The 13321-nt window shown below is 58.6% G+C and carries 16 protein-coding genes and 1 pseudogene; all 17 read right to left on the reverse strand.

Annotated elements, in window-relative coordinates:
* Positions 1 to 51: 51 nt before the first annotated feature.
* The 17 genes and pseudogenes from A9D14_RS06545 to A9D14_RS06625 all read right to left on the reverse strand — a co-directional run bounded on the left by A9D14_RS06545 (position 52) and on the right by A9D14_RS06625 (position 13278).
* Positions 52 to 798: a M50 family metallopeptidase gene (locus tag A9D14_RS06545; protein WP_066844242.1), complete on the reverse strand. Its 747-nt coding sequence runs from the start codon at positions 796 to 798 to the stop codon at positions 52 to 54.
* A gap of 85 nt (positions 799 to 883) precedes the next feature.
* The gene (locus A9D14_RS06550) at positions 884 to 1189 is read right to left on the reverse strand and encodes an excalibur calcium-binding domain-containing protein (RefSeq protein WP_083987724.1); all 306 of its coding nucleotides are present in this window, start codon (positions 1187 to 1189) and stop codon (positions 884 to 886) included.
* Between the two features lie 836 nt (positions 1190 to 2025).
* Positions 2026 to 2355 (reverse strand): DUF6804 family protein, encoded by a 330-nt coding sequence (locus A9D14_RS06560; RefSeq protein WP_066844244.1) that lies wholly within the window; start codon positions 2353 to 2355, stop codon positions 2026 to 2028.
* A 104-nt stretch (positions 2356 to 2459) separates the two neighbouring features.
* Positions 2460 to 2720 (reverse strand): ATP-binding domain-containing protein, encoded by a 261-nt coding sequence (locus tag A9D14_RS06565; protein ID WP_083987728.1) that lies wholly within the window; start codon positions 2718 to 2720, stop codon positions 2460 to 2462.
* A gap of 1 nt (position 2721) precedes the next feature.
* Positions 2722 to 3123: an AAA family ATPase gene (locus A9D14_RS20270; protein ID WP_083987730.1), complete on the reverse strand. Its 402-nt coding sequence runs from the start codon at positions 3121 to 3123 to the stop codon at positions 2722 to 2724.
* Between the two features lie 73 nt (positions 3124 to 3196).
* A complete protein-coding gene (locus tag A9D14_RS06575; protein WP_087910551.1) occupies positions 3197 to 3679 on the reverse strand; it encodes a hypothetical protein in 483 nt (160 codons plus the stop codon).
* A 228-nt stretch (positions 3680 to 3907) separates the two neighbouring features.
* Positions 3908 to 5074 (reverse strand): toxic anion resistance protein, encoded by a 1167-nt coding sequence (locus A9D14_RS06580; protein WP_083988003.1) that lies wholly within the window; start codon positions 5072 to 5074, stop codon positions 3908 to 3910.
* An 11-nt stretch (positions 5075 to 5085) separates the two neighbouring features.
* Positions 5086 to 5544: an RES family NAD+ phosphorylase gene (locus tag A9D14_RS06585; RefSeq protein ID WP_198302062.1), complete on the reverse strand. Its 459-nt coding sequence runs from the start codon at positions 5542 to 5544 to the stop codon at positions 5086 to 5088.
* 53 nt (positions 5545 to 5597) lie between these two features.
* Complete coding sequence (gene parS, locus A9D14_RS06590; protein WP_066844255.1) at positions 5598 to 6083, reverse strand: type II RES/Xre toxin-antitoxin system antitoxin; 486 nt, start codon at positions 6081 to 6083, stop codon at positions 5598 to 5600.
* Positions 6084 to 6125: 42 nt separating this feature from the next.
* Entirely contained in the window at positions 6126 to 7025 is a 900-nt protein-coding gene (locus A9D14_RS06595) for an HpcH/HpaI aldolase/citrate lyase family protein (protein ID WP_066844259.1), read from the reverse strand.
* On the reverse strand, positions 7022 to 8134 hold the full coding sequence (locus A9D14_RS06600; RefSeq protein ID WP_232468842.1) for a cysteine protease StiP domain-containing protein: 1113 nt from the start codon (positions 8132 to 8134) through the stop codon (positions 7022 to 7024). Before A9D14_RS06600 ends, A9D14_RS06595 begins: the two co-directional genes overlap by 4 nt.
* Positions 8122 to 8862, reverse strand: a complete 741-nt coding sequence (locus tag A9D14_RS06605; protein WP_066844262.1) for an HAD family hydrolase — start codon at positions 8860 to 8862, stop codon at positions 8122 to 8124. Before A9D14_RS06605 ends, A9D14_RS06600 begins: the two co-directional genes overlap by 13 nt.
* The gene (locus A9D14_RS06610; RefSeq protein WP_232468844.1) at positions 8862 to 10010 is read right to left on the reverse strand and encodes a phosphoribosyltransferase domain-containing protein; all 1149 of its coding nucleotides are present in this window, start codon (positions 10008 to 10010) and stop codon (positions 8862 to 8864) included. The genes A9D14_RS06605 and A9D14_RS06610 overlap by 1 nt, the downstream gene beginning before the upstream one ends.
* Positions 10011 to 10055: 45 nt before the next feature.
* On the reverse strand, positions 10056 to 10880 hold the full coding sequence (locus A9D14_RS06615) for a hypothetical protein (protein ID WP_232468846.1): 825 nt from the start codon (positions 10878 to 10880) through the stop codon (positions 10056 to 10058).
* Positions 10881 to 11012: 132 nt separating this feature from the next.
* Positions 11013 to 11120: pseudogene (locus tag A9D14_RS20455) on the reverse strand (DUF4236 domain-containing protein); the annotation flags it as partial.
* Positions 11120 to 12271: a trypsin-like peptidase domain-containing protein gene (locus A9D14_RS06620; RefSeq protein WP_066844270.1), complete on the reverse strand. Its 1152-nt coding sequence runs from the start codon at positions 12269 to 12271 to the stop codon at positions 11120 to 11122. The pseudogene A9D14_RS20455 and the gene A9D14_RS06620, both read right to left, overlap by 1 nt.
* A complete protein-coding gene (locus tag A9D14_RS06625) occupies positions 12268 to 13278 on the reverse strand; it encodes an ATP-grasp domain-containing protein (RefSeq protein WP_066844273.1) in 1011 nt (336 codons plus the stop codon). Before A9D14_RS06625 ends, A9D14_RS06620 begins: the two co-directional genes overlap by 4 nt.
* Positions 13279 to 13321: the final 43 nt, after the last annotated feature.

Here is a 13321-nt window from a genome sequence, read left to right on the forward strand (position 1 = left end):
AGCACTAGCCAACGCGGCGCTAACCGCTACAAGTCCACAGGGTGTTACGGGCTAAAGCTTCAACGCAGCCCGCGATCGGCTCGGGCGTTCCTCGCGGAATGCGACGGAAAAGCTCCATAAGAACATGAGGACGGTCGCTGCGCTGATGAGCGCGCCCCAGAACCAGTTTGGAAGAAAAAGGATCTCGGCGATTGCGGCAGTGTCCGATTGAGCGGCCGGGCTTACGCCACCGGTGCTGAAGAGATAGTCAAACTGGCTCCAGACACTGATGCAGGCCTGCACTCCGAGGAGCTGGATGATGAATTGCTGGAACCGACCCGCTTCCTGGAGAGCGATGGCGAGGATGGCCAATCCTAGTGCAGGCAGGATGATCCAGCCGGTTACCGATCCGACCCAGACGACAGTGCTCAATAGCAGAAATGTGCCAAGCAGCAGGAGCGCGATGCGAGTTCCCTTGGCAGTGCGCGAGGAAAGGATGAGCAACGACCCAGCAGCCGCGGGCCGGAGTGGTCCGCATGCCGCGATATACGCATCGGCGAAGCCAATGCGATCCCTTGGAAGTAGATATTGGGCGTAGCCAGATCCGCTGGGATAGATGACGAGATGTTCGAAGCTGGCGCCGACGATCACGGCTGCGAGGCCGTGCCCCATCTCAAGAAACCAAGTTGCAAGGATCGTGAACGGGTAAAGCAATAGGCTGCCAATCTGCGTTTGCCACGCTGCGATGGACGCTACCGCAATCATCGCTAGGACGATGGCCCGCTGTTTGTGATTAGCATAAGTGGGACGGCTGGCCATCGAGATGCCTCACTGATCGATTTGGAATACGAATGCTGGAGCGAATTCGAAGCGTAAATTGGCAGGGCAACCTTAGTGCCTGCATTTAGGTTTCGCATGCGATCCCATCGTTATCTCGGTCGAGATGGCGGCCATAGCCGCGTTGGCCCTTGCGAAGAGGTGCCACCCCAGCCGCGCGCGCAGATGCGCAATTTGGGAAATAGTCGCGGGGCGCAGCGCCGCTGGCCCGTAGAGGCTTCGAACTGCCGTTGTGGCAATGGCGCTCGCCCGCGCTGCGGTTATTATGACAGCCGTCGGCTGCGGTGCGGCCGGGATGGGCAGACGCAGGAGAGGCTGAGAATGTGGCAAGAATAAACGCTACGAAAGCATGCGTTAGGGCTGATCGCGGCATCGGTGATTTCCCCAATAGCGATCCCAGCGCGCTGCTGCTCCGGATGCTACAAGAGCGCAGGATATGTCACCGCTCTTGGGTGACACACACCAGGCTCCGGTACGGTTGCCGCCTGCGGAGCCGGTGGAGATGCAATGCATCGTCGGACCTTTCACCAAGGCATGTCCTTCCCGGCTTGTACCCGTCCGGACACCGACGAGGTCTACAAGGACAGACTTTGCGGTTTCTGGATCTGCGTCGGGACAAGGATGACCGGGGCGGCAAGTGCCGTCTGTTTCTCGGGCTGCTACACCTGAAACCCGGATCCTCGGCCCCTCTGCGCACCAGATTGGACCATCGCCGTCCCAGACCCGAATTGGAGTGCATTCGAAGGTCTGTCCGGAAGGTACGATCGCAGCGGCGAAGAGCAAGATAAGCATATGGGATACCTTTGAAGCTGAAGGCTTACGAAGTCACGAACCTGATGAGTTCATAGATGGCGATACCGCTCATTCCCAGGAGAGCAGCAAACTCGATCCGAAGAAGCGTGGCCTTGCTCATCGATTTGCCTTCCGCTTAAATGCGGCCTGAAGGGCACTGCCGAGCGTGGCGCCGGCAGCGGGCTTTCGGTGGCTTTCAACGTATGTCTTTTAGAGGGTCCGAAGGGCCTTCATGTTCTGATGGTAGAGCTTTTTCTTTGCCTCGCGTTTTCTCTTGGCGCTGCTTCTTGATCTCAGCCCTTCGCTCCGTGATGTGACCGCTCGTGACGCCAAGGCGAGATGGAGCCTTTTTGGAGAGCGGGCCGCATTTGCTAGTCTGGGTGATCGTGCTGCCGCCGAGATAGCCACCCTTCCCCATTATCGCTTCTTTGGCCGGAGGAAGCTTTCGCGCGCTTCCGTCATCTCGAGCAAGATGAGAATGGCAGTGGCGATATTGAAAATTGCATGGGTGTCCCGTTCCATCGTGATGACGAAGATCGGGTTATATTTGATTGCGGCCGCGGCGTAGACCCAAGCGAAGAAGCCGGGCTTAATCTGGAAGTGCCAGAAAGCCATATAGGCGCAGTAGGCCGTCACGATCAGGCGGAGGAATTGGTAATAGCCGTAAGGCAGAGCCGCCAGAGCGATGAGCAGTGCGCCAATCATAGCGTAGCTGAGCCAAACAGGCGGGCGGGAAAGGTCGGACATAGTCGATCTCATGCTAAATTGGGCGTACGATTGGGTTTTCGAATTCTACGTGGGCAGATTGGAGATTGTGAATTTTCAGGGGTGAGCCGAGAAACGGAACGGCTTTAAACCAAGAGGTCTGCCAGCCGGGTAAGGCGTTCCCGGTTATCATCTCGTGAAAGGGCTTGCCGGATTGCGCGAGTTTGGCCGACCACGACGCAATCCTTCTTGGCACGGGCTACACTGGTATTGAGCATTGTTCGGCGAAGCAGCGACCAATGTGAGGTCGACATCGGAATGATGACGACATCGTATTCGGAGCCTTGTGCTTTATGGACGGTCAGGGCCCACGCCGGCGTGATGTCGGCCAGCTGCTTTCCGGTCATTTCACGGGACAATGTTCTGGGGGCCGGAAAAAGCGACAGTCACGCGCTTTCCGCTATCGCTCATCGAAACGACCTCGCCGCTATTGCCATTATAGATGCCACGATCATCATCGTTGCGGGTCTGTATACCTTTGTCGCCGCCCCGTACGACGCCGCCACCCTTGGCGGCGATCTTGTCTATTTCTTCGATAGACACGATGCCCCGCTCTGCGGCTGCGACGTCGCCATCTGCGACGACAAGGAGCCTTACAAGGATTGTCTCGGTATCATCGCCGACATAGCCAGCTTGAGTGAGCGAGGTGGCATCCGCGATTACGAAAGGGACGCCAACATGACATGCGATGGTCTTGGCCAGAAGCGGCTCGCCGGTGATGAATGAATGTGATGTTGCTGCCATGGTCATGTACTCTTGATACTTCCCCTGCCATTATAGGATGGATGGACGCGTAGAGCCAAAGCGTGTCGCGCAAAATCGGTCAGTCAAATGGATTGGAACTCGTATAGCGCTCCTTGATGAATCGCGTGTTGTCCGTGAAGGCGTCTAGGTCGTGCTGCGCTAAGTTGCGCATGATCTCGTCGATCTTCGCCTGCATTTGGTCGAGGCTGTCTTCAAGGACGTAGCTGGCTGACTTGCCGGTCTTCCGGAAGATTTCGGATCGGTGGGCCGGCGGAATGTCAATATAGCTTCTAACAAGCTTTGGAAGGTGCTGTTCACGCATTTGCCGAATGTCGGTCTGAGTGAAGCCAGGTGCCTGCTCGCGTTCCATGAGGGCATCAACTTCCTTCAGGCAGGCAAGGATGCGTCGCACCTTTTCCTTGGCGCCTGTAGGGATGCGGTCGTCTTCGTAATCGAATTCGACAGGGGGAACGGCTGGCGGCGCGGGCATAGGGGGGACAGGCGAAGCGGTTTCTCCGGCTATCGCTTTCGCAATTCGGCTGAAAAGGCCGTCCTTGCTCATCGTATCGCCTCCTTGGTTGCCTTCGTGCGTGCGGTGCCGGGCTGGTATTAGTCGGTCATCTATTGAAATGAAATCTGCGGCTGGCGGGATGCGGGTTCGCCCGCTTACCGCCCGGCGTAAACGCTGGGCGATGTCACTTCGCTCGCCCAGGTAACGCTTTGTGAAGCGCCTGCAGAGGAAGTAGACAATCGCAAGACATATGAGGAAGACAAGCGCCGATTTCATTGATCAGGCCGGCGTCAACAATGGGTCATGGGTCACCGCTTGTCCGGACCCTTGGGCTCGCGCGATATATCCCTTGGACTTCTCGGTCTCGGCCGATAGCGTGTCGATCGTGGCCTTCATATTGCCAAGCGCCTTGAATTTGAAATTGTCGACCATGTCCATTGTGTCGTAGATGTTCTGAAAGGCACGCTGAAGCACTTCGACCTGAATTGTGGCGGATGCGGCCTGCTCGTGGATCTTGCCCGTTTGGTCGCGAAGCAACTGGCTGGTGCTGTCGATGATGTTCGAGGTGGTCGTGTTGAGGGCAGTGATTTGCTGCAGGACGAGGCGCTGATTAGCGAGTGCCTGCGCAACGGTGACTGCGGTACGAAGCGCGGTGATGGTGGTCGTTGATGCGCGGTCTACGCCCTTGATGAGCTCGATGTTGTTCTTCTTGATAAGATCCAGTGCAAGATAGCCCTGCACGGTGACCGCCATTTGTGTGAGCAGATCAGTGGTACGCTGGCGGACGTAGAAGAGCGCGCTTTCGCGCAGCGCCTTGGCTTTGGCAGGGTCGGTGGCATCGAGATTGTTTGCGGCATCTTCGATTTTGGTATCGAGCGACTTGGCGATGACGATCATCTGCTCAAGCTTGCCCATCTGCTCCCACATTTTGCGGCGCTCGGTATCGATCGCGATATTGTCCTGGAGCAATTCGTCCTTGCCGCTTGCAAGGTGGCTGAGGACGGCCTGGATATGAGTCTGCGCCGACGAATATTTGTCGAAGTATGCCGTGAGGCGATTGCCGAAGGGGATGATCCCGAAGAGCTTGCGCGGTTTGAGCAGGCTATTGTCCTTGCCGGGATCGAGGTCCTCGACGACGTGGCGGAGTTCCATCAGCCGCTGGCCGACACTCCCCTCGCCTTCCATGGATTTTGTCGGGCGGTCGAGAAAGCGGTTCGACTGGCTAGCGAGCGCGACGATTTCCTTCTGGCCGATGCTGGTGATCTGGTTCACCTTCGTCGAGAAGTCGGGTCCTTGGGGATCGAGCGATACGAGCTGGCTGACGTAGCTTTCGACCTTGGTCTGGAGTTCGCTGCGAACCTCATTGCTTACCGGAACGAGGCCTGCCGCCTTCTCGATGGCAACAGGTTTGACGGGCTCGGGAGCGGTAAGCGTGAGGTCGGACATGGAAGACTCCATTAGATCGTATCGTTTGAAGGCGGGTTAAGGCGCGGATCGAGAGCAAAGCGTTCTTGGGATCTAAGAGCGTAATTGCCCTGCGCGGTTTCAGGATTGAAGATGATATTCCAGCTTCTACTGGAGATGGCACTTGGAACGATCACGAACGGGTGATCGGCTGTAAGTGCATCGCCATAAGCCTGTTGTGCAGCGCTGGTGGCCCCCGGGATCAGCCAGTGCGGATTGGGGACAGCATCCGGCTCGACAACATGTATTTTTGCCGGTTCATGGATGATGACGCTGGTGAGAATGTGCCGGTTATTGTCCAGCGCATTGAAGCCGGTGTGGACGGCGCGTTCCAGAATTGTCGTCGATGGATCAAGCGATGCGTAGACTGCGTGATTGCCTTTGCTGTTCCAGCGACCTCCGAACTGAAACGCGCCGATGCCGCTATCCCAGCTCGCAGCATATTGCTCCATGTCGATGCGCCATATGACGAATTCGCCTCCCCCCAGAGGTCTCGGCAATGGCGTCATACGTAGACGCCATACTCAAGTCGCAACAGGTGCTCCTCGACGAGCTTGGCGCCCGCTGGCGTCGTCATCAGATCGATCGGACATTGACCATCAAGAGCGATTGCAGGCTTCTCGAGCCATTCCTCAGCATCTTTTTTTGACCCTAGTAACTGGGTCGCCCGCGCGAGGATTTCGACGAATTTCCAGGTTCGGCCGCTTTGCTCTGGCGAGAGCAGCCGCGTTTCATCCTGCTTGGATCGCTGGAAAGTTCGCAAGCTCATGCCGAGAGCCTTTTCCATGAAGCCTTTCTCGCTCATGGAACTGACATTCGCCACGAGGACTTGGACCGCCTTTGCAGGAATGCCGCGCTGGATCAGCTTGTGGGCATCCATTCCGTTGTGAACAGCCACGCTCAGATGGCTCTGCCCGCCAAGAAACGAGGTGGCGACATCGAAGGTCTTATCTGTAGCAGCTGTATCCATCGCCTGTCCTTCCAGCGTCATGCGTCGCTAAATAAATGACACATGTCGCATAACTTTTCAAGTTCAGGCCACCATGATCGGAGTGATGTTCTCGTGGCTTTCGAGCCCGAAAGCCTGGGCGCGGGCCACGATATTGGCGGCCCATGACCGGTGGGTCGCCGGTTCGCACATGCTTCCATCGGAGCCGAATACCGCAAGAGCATTTTCATCGAGGATCCGGCGGGCATCGGCAAGGTCAGCGACCGAGGGCCGATAAGCGGCCTGGATCTGCCGGACCTGCTCGGGATGGATTGCCGTTTTGGTCATTATCCCGTGCTCGAGATCGCGCTCGATTTCTTCGGCGAGAACGTCGGGCGCACCGAAGTGCTCGAAGACCGGCGAGGAAACGGCAAAGCCAGCAGGAATGAACGTTGCAGCAAAATCCCGGATGACCTGGCCAAGCGGGCCATCGTAGGCGGTGCGGTAACGCGAGCGCCGGGCGCCGAGGATATTCAGGATGTCGTTCCCGCCGATACGGATAGCATCGACCTGACGTAGGAAAGGCAGAAGCTGTGCGCGCAGGACCTGAAGAGCCGCGATATCGAAGGCTTCCTCGCCCTCGATCGTGGGCATGATGGCATGGCCGCTTTTCATAACCAGCTCGAGCCATGCGCTGATGTTCTGAGTGGTAACCTTGGGAAGCACGAAGCCATCGATATTTTCGATGCCTTCAAGGCCGAGCATCCATGCGAGCATCGCCTGATCGCGCGGCCGCGCATAGACACGGCATATGCCATTGGGCTGATGGTTGGCGACGAAGGCCGCAAATGCACCGCGAGCGACGTCGAGGTCAGCATCGCCGACGGAATCTTCGAGACAGACCACTGCCGAACGCAGGCCCAGATCTTCGTCTGCGAGCGTGGCGGCAAGGTTAGGGCGGATTGCGGGAATGTAAAGGGTCGCACCCAGGACGTGTCTGCTCACTCCTGTTCGCCTCCGAGCTTCTTGATGATGGTGACAGCGCGGTAGTTTCCAAGATCGCGCTCTTGAACGGGTACGCCCGCTTTGCTGGCCAGATAGATCATATGTCGAACCTCGGGGTCGGCCATATCCGAGAGATAGACCTTCTCCGGCACCCGGCGCAGGATCGCACGGGTGGCTTCGGCGATACCCGGCTTGATCCGATTTACATCGGTGACGCGGTCGTCATGCATGATCGACCTCAGCATATCCTGGCAGGCAGCGTGCGCGGCTTGGGCGCTCTCGCGGTTCCAGTGCTGAGATGTTCGATCGGCTGGTGTCGCAGCCTCGACCGCGCCGAGGAAATCATTGCTGAGATCGTGATCTGCGTGCTCCTGCATGTAGAGGCATGCATGGAATTCGCCTGGACCGACGAGCGCGTCGTTTAGCACCGAACGGCTTACGAGGCCCGATACAACGCCGTTCAAAAGGCCGCTCGGGATGACGTAATCTTCGGTTGTGGCGGCAAGATGCGCGCAGCCGGCTGGATCTGCCACCACGGCGAGGAAGGGTTCGACGCCGAGACCGAATTCTTCGACCGAATAGATGAGCTCGCGCGTGATTGCGCCCTTCCCCGTCCAGCCATCGACGAACACGATTTCACTCGGTGCGTGATGTTCGAGGATATAGGCGAGCGCGTTCTCATCGATGCCGCGGCCGCGAATAATGCTGATCGAATAGTGAGCACCGGCGACACCAAGGCGCTCCAGCTCACGGTTCAAGAGGACCCCGATTGGGGTGCCGGCGCGGACGAGAGAGACGACAACGCATGATGCGGCGGTCTCTTCGCGCTGCTTGATGGCCCTGGCCAAGGTCTTGATGTCCGCGTGCAGCCTGCCTGCGTTTCGCTCGAGGGCCTCGGCATACAGGTTCATGTAGCGCTCATCGGGGACTGCCTCTGGTGAGAGCATCTCCGAGTAGTGACGTTTGCCCGATTGAATCAGCGCTTCCTTTTCGGCGACGGGCGTCGTGTCGATCGACGCAGGCTTGAGCAGGAACTGCACGTCGCGCGGCTGATAGCTTCCAGAAAAGAACATCTTTTCCCCCTTCCCTTTCAAGTTCAGCTGCACCACTCATTGCCCTTCTGAATGAGCTTCCAGACTTGCGAGCTCGTCGGCGTAGCCGCGAGGTCACAAAGATCCATAAAGCCGCAATCCGAATGGCTGTCGCCGATCCCGATCGAGGGAATATGCGGATCGATTTCGCGGAATTTGGCGAGCATGTGCGCGACGGCGGAGCGCTTGTTCAGCCATGGCGGAAGAACGGCGAGATTGTTGCCGTTACGGTGAAGGCGCCAGCCATAGGGTTTGGCTTCTCGCATCTGCTGCTCGACGGGATCGAGTTGACGGTCTTCGGGAAGGTTCGTCTTGATGACGATGTAGAGCGGAAGCTCCTCTTCATAGACGATCCAATGCCGGTAGTCAGCGTCATTTAATTGCGCTGTCAATTCGGGATAGACTTCATCGATGCGCTCGTGCCGCGTTTCGAGAAGGGTCATACGTGCATGCCATTCGCGGTCGATTTCGCCGGCCTGCGTGATGATAGAGCCGCCATTCGAACAGATAGCAGGAGCCTGCGAGATGTTGACCCGGGCTAGGACCTCTCGGCTTCGAGCGGTCACAGGCACGACGCGCTCTGCATCGAGCCAATTGAGCATCCTGCTCTGCCGTTCAGTTGCATAGCCGCTGGGCCGGCGGTCTTCGTAATAGGACATGACCTTCGTTTCGCCAGGAGCCTCTGGGAGTTTGCGGCTGGTCTGGAAGAGCGTGTCGTCGAGATCGGTAAAGATGACGGGGCCCATTATGCATCGTCTCCATATCGGCAGTGGACCAGCTCGATGGGAACGTCGGCGCCAAGCTGTTCCAAGGCATCGCGGGCCATTTGGGCCTGGTTGCATGAGATCTCGGCCGCGATGATGATCCGGTCAGGCTGGTGCGACAGGATGTTGTAGAGGAAGCAGGGCGCCCCCGAGCCATAGCTGTCTTCGAAGTTCGAGATGCTTCTCATGGCGTGACCTTCGAGCGCGGGGCTGCGCGTGATGCACTGGACGGCTGCGATGCCGCCCTGACGCTCGATTGTCTCGGCGATCAGCAGTGCCTCGTAGGAATGTTCGCCTTCGCCGAGCACCAATATGCGTTCGCCGCGAGCGACGGCCTCGATTTTGCGTTCAGCGCGTTCTTCCTGCATCAGCCCGCCGCGCGATTGCATGGCGCCGGCAGGGACGCTTCCCGGTTTGTTTGAGCCTGCAGCTAGAGTGGCCATTGGAGCATTGGCCGAAGGCGTCCATTCCATTCGACCGGAAAGAATCGAATGGCGCTGGGCAGGCAGCGGCATCTTCGCGAGATAGTCGCCACCGCTCCAATCGGTGATGCATACCGTCTCGATCCGTTCAAGCTGCGGCATGACTGTGCGCATTGCTTCAGCTGCGGCGAGGAAAGTGTTTCCGGTGCTGCTCTCATCATCGATGATCACGAGGGTGCGAGCCTGGCGGATGAGCGGCGAGATGCAGGGATGCGCGATCTGAATCATATGCGTCGTCGCGTGGCTGTGTCCCTCTTCGAATTCGGCGAGGACATGCGCTTCGGGCATTCGCTGACGCGAGGTCTGAAGATAAATGAGGAATTCGCGTTCAGTGCGCTCTTGATAGGCTGCGAATACGCCCTGTCCCAAGGCGGTTGCCGTTTCTGCCATCCCGAGAAACACGACCGGACCGGGAAGATCAGCCTCGAGTTGATCAGCAAGATCGCGCATGGTTCGGCGCATGGCGGTAGGTCGCGCTGGCAAGTGCCGGCCGAGGACCTTTGAGACGATGAGGAAACCGCGCTTCGGATTGGCGCGCGCAGCAAAGCGGCACAGATCACCTATGGGAGGTCCATTGTCCGCGGTAAGCTTTAGCGTGCCGGTTCGCAGTTCGATCGTCCGGGTTTCGCCTTTCAAAGCGATGTCCAAAATCTTTTCCTTTCGTACGCCAATGTCAGGCGCACTTCCTTGATGTCAGTCGAGAGGCTGCTGGATGAGCAGCGTTCCGCGCGATCCTGCCTCGATCTTCGCTCCGAGCCGGCGGAGACACTGGTGAGGATTGATGTGCGAGATCTGTGTGAGGTCGATCTGGCCCCAATCGCCGCGGCTGCATTCGATGGTGGCGACATATTCGTCACTGAGCTTTCCGGTTGAACCGGTACGCTGAGTGTAAGCGGAAATCGCGATCGTCTGAAGCTGATCGGTCACGGCAAAGGAGTGACCGAGGAGGCGCAGCATGACCGAGCACACATGCTCGAGGTAGAATGCGGCGAGGTCTTTTTTCGCACGCGGCTTCAGGTCCAGCCTGAGCCCAGTGTAACTGGGCTTCCATGTGGCATCAGGCATGTCTTCGATCTCGGGAAGATCGACATCGAGGAGCAGGCGGGTGCCGTTAAGCGAGATCGCGATATTGGTCTCGGCGGGCCATTCAAGGGCGGCGAGCTTCTCCAGAACGGCATCGCAGATCGCGTCTTTGTCGGGGCCCGCGTTGGCCTCGGCGGCGCGCCATTGCATCAGGGCCTGCATATAGCTTTGCTGGTCGAAGTAATGCTCTTGGTTGGGCTTACCGGATTCGCCCGGTGCCACGGTCCCCGTCGCGACCGGAATGTCGTGATGAAGGTGGCAGATGCCTTCGATCAGTAGATTTCTGTCGGAGGCATGATCATCGAGGAACTTCCGGAGATCGTTTTTCATCAGCCGCTTGGCTTCTGGAACAAGCGCGGGGTTGAGCGGCTGGTCGCTGGGACCGAGCAGTTGGACTTCGTCGCCTACGAGGCGCGCGACGACGCGTTCGGGCATTTCGGGCCCGCTTGGTGCGCGCTGACTGCCACGCGTGTTGCCAGCGCGTCCCGCAGGCTTGTCTAGACGTTCGCGGTAGCTGAGGCCGGTGCCGGGAAGGCCAACATTCCCATAGACCCCGCGCTTTCCGATATTGATCGATGCGCCGCGGGGGCCAACCGACCAGGAAGCGCCGCTCTTTGACAGGTTGAGCCTAACTCCGGGAAGGATTGAAATCCGTTTTTGAAACCGGAAACCCATCAGCCATTCACCATGATCGAGACGACGGAGTTGCGCAGGCGGTTCGTTACCTCTCGCCTGTCGGAGCCAGCCTGGATGGCCGTTTGCGGAAGCGGCATGCCAGCAGCGGCAATGAGCTCGAACACGAGCGATGCGCGTACGCCGAAGTTGACGTTTTCGGAAATGCTGCCGCGATCGCGAAAGTTCTGGTGCGCGAGCGAGGCGGAGGTAATGCCGATCAGATTACCGGATTCGTCGATAATCGCGCCGCCCGAAGAGCCCGATCCGATAGGCGCGGAGAACTGGAAGCGGGAGACATCGCCCAGCCCGCCGGTGAGACCCGAGATATTGCCGGTGGTCACCTTGAGGTCGCCGCCAAGGACTTCCCTTAGCGGGTAGCCAGCGGCCATGACGGATTCCCCGAGCCAGACGGGCGAGTTGAGGCGGATCGGCAGCGGAGTGCCCGTTACATTCCCCTGCAGGAGAGCAAGATCGTGCATTGGATCGACAGCAAGCGGGATCAGGGCTTCGCGCGTACGGGCGAGATGGAATGATTGCCCGTCTTCGATGACATGGGCGTTCGTGATGATGAGGTTGTCGCCGACCAACACGCCGCTGCCGCTTGCTAGCGGCTGGCCTGAGGGCGCAGGCGGCGGGTTCGGTTGATCCCAGGGATTACGCCGCGCGCCTGTCGGCGGAACAGGCAGTGACGATGGTGCCGGGCTCGCCCGGAAAGGAAACTCCACATTGCCGAGATTGCGGTTGCGGGCAAATGCCTCGATGCCGAAGGTGAAACCTTCATTCGAAACCTTGAGACGGCGCTGTCCGTTCTTGATGTAGATTTCGCCTAGGATCACTGCCGCAAGCTGGTCGGTAGGCTCAGGAAAGGCATATTGGATGCCGCCGATGGTGAAGCTGCATGGATAGGACGCGTTGACGAAGCCGCCCATGCGATCATCGGTGATGTAGGCGAGGAGTTCGTACAACGAGCCATGCTGCGAGGCACTGGAAAGCCGCCAGTCGCTAGTGCTCAAGCGTTCGAGCCCGATAGGTCGCCTGGCATCTGAGATTGCCGCCAGAGCGATGCGGTCGCTTCCTTGCCCGCCGAAGCGAATTACGATTTCGGCATCGTCGGATATGCTCAGGCGCTGGCCAGGCAGGGCATGGCTCACGAAGCATGTTCCTTCTTGTCGACGATGCTGTGGACCGTGGTCGTGCTGATCTCGATATCGAGCGATGGGACCGTGACTTCGCGGGGCTTCAGCCGGCCGGTAAGGATGCCTCCCCAGTCGCCTAGGAGCGTGGAGCCGAATTCCTCGGCATAGACGCTCCCGCCGGCAGGACGCGCATTGATTTCGAGGATTTTCCAGCTGTCATCGGAAGCCTTCCGGAACTGCAAATTGACCACGCCATGCAGGCCGAACTGGCGGACAAGAGTATTGGCGTAATGTTCTAGTGGATGGGCGGTCTGGACAAGCTGACGACGATCGAATTTTGTCCGCGCGACATACTTGAGCATGGTGCCCGCGTGGGCGAGTACGTCGAAGGACACTTCGGGGCCCGGTAGGTATCCCATGACGACGAGGGGCGCCATTGCCTCCTGGGTTTCCTGCATGCGCAATGTCTGGACGAACACATCCTTGCGCATATTACGAAATTCGGGATGGAGGAGATGCGCGGCTGGCGAGTGATCAGTGAGCTTCCAGAAGCCATGGCCGTTTACACCCTTGCGCGGCTTCACGCACGGTTGGAGCCCGGGGTATGCAGCTTCGAAAGCTGCGATTGCCTTCTCGAGTTCGTCGGCGGTTTCGGCCTGCAACGTCGGAAGATGGCATTCCAGATGCTCGGTCGCCCGGGCGAAGGCGTGCTTGTCCTCGATAATCGTGAAAGCATCTTTGCTGCACGCAAAATGCACAAGGCATGGAAGGTCGGCGCTGTAGAAGTGCTCGCGAAGCCGCGTCGGGATGAAGATGTCGACGCGGCGGGCGACGATTTGTTCGCGTACCCATTGAACATAGTCTGCAGGGTCGAGATCCGGTTCGACGAAGGTCTCGTCGGGTCCGTCATAGACAGGCCTGCCCTCGCCTGTGCTCACGAGAACTTCGAGCATGCTCTCGGCTGCTTTCATTGCCTTCGCGATGGGAGCAAGAGAGAAGCCGCGATTGAACCAGATACGCATTGCACATTGCCTTGAAAGTAAGTGCCGGCAGCTGCGCGGCGGC

This window comes from Croceicoccus marinus (assembly GCF_001661675.2).
GTDB lineage: Bacteria > Pseudomonadota > Alphaproteobacteria > Sphingomonadales > Sphingomonadaceae > Croceicoccus > Croceicoccus marinus.

What these genes read in the sequence shown, in the direction of transcription:
- A9D14_RS06625 (WP_066844273.1), bottom strand. Translation starts at nt 13,278, where the DNA reads ATGCGTATCTGGTTCAATCGCGGCTTCTCTCTTGCTCCCATCGCGAAG.
- A9D14_RS06560 (WP_066844244.1), bottom strand. Translation starts at nt 2,355, where the DNA reads ATGTCCGACCTTTCCCGCCCGCCTGTTTGGCTCAGCTACGCTATGATT.
- parS (WP_066844255.1), bottom strand. Translation starts at nt 6,083, where the DNA reads ATGACGCTGGAAGGACAGGCGATGGATACAGCTGCTACAGATAAGACC.
- A9D14_RS06565 (WP_083987728.1), bottom strand. Translation starts at nt 2,720, where the DNA reads ATGACCGGAAAGCAGCTGGCCGACATCACGCCGGCGTGGGCCCTGACC.
- A9D14_RS06575 (WP_087910551.1), bottom strand. Translation starts at nt 3,679, where the DNA reads ATGAGCAAGGACGGCCTTTTCAGCCGAATTGCGAAAGCGATAGCCGGA.
- A9D14_RS06585 (WP_198302062.1), bottom strand. Translation starts at nt 5,544, where the DNA reads ATGGAGCAATATGCTGCGAGCTGGGATAGCGGCATCGGCGCGTTTCAG.
- A9D14_RS06615 (WP_232468846.1), bottom strand. Translation starts at nt 10,880, where the DNA reads ATGCCCGAACGCGTCGTCGCGCGCCTCGTAGGCGACGAAGTCCAACTG.
- A9D14_RS20270 (WP_083987730.1), bottom strand. Translation starts at nt 3,123, where the DNA reads ATGACCATGGCAGCAACATCACATTCATTCATCACCGGCGAGCCGCTT.
- A9D14_RS06545 (WP_066844242.1), bottom strand. Translation starts at nt 798, where the DNA reads ATGGCCAGCCGTCCCACTTATGCTAATCACAAACAGCGGGCCATCGTC.
- A9D14_RS06550 (WP_083987724.1), bottom strand. Translation starts at nt 1,189, where the DNA reads ATGCCGCGATCAGCCCTAACGCATGCTTTCGTAGCGTTTATTCTTGCC.
- A9D14_RS06580 (WP_083988003.1), bottom strand. Translation starts at nt 5,074, where the DNA reads ATGTCCGACCTCACGCTTACCGCTCCCGAGCCCGTCAAACCTGTTGCC.
- A9D14_RS06605 (WP_066844262.1), bottom strand. Translation starts at nt 8,862, where the DNA reads ATGGGCCCCGTCATCTTTACCGATCTCGACGACACGCTCTTCCAGACC.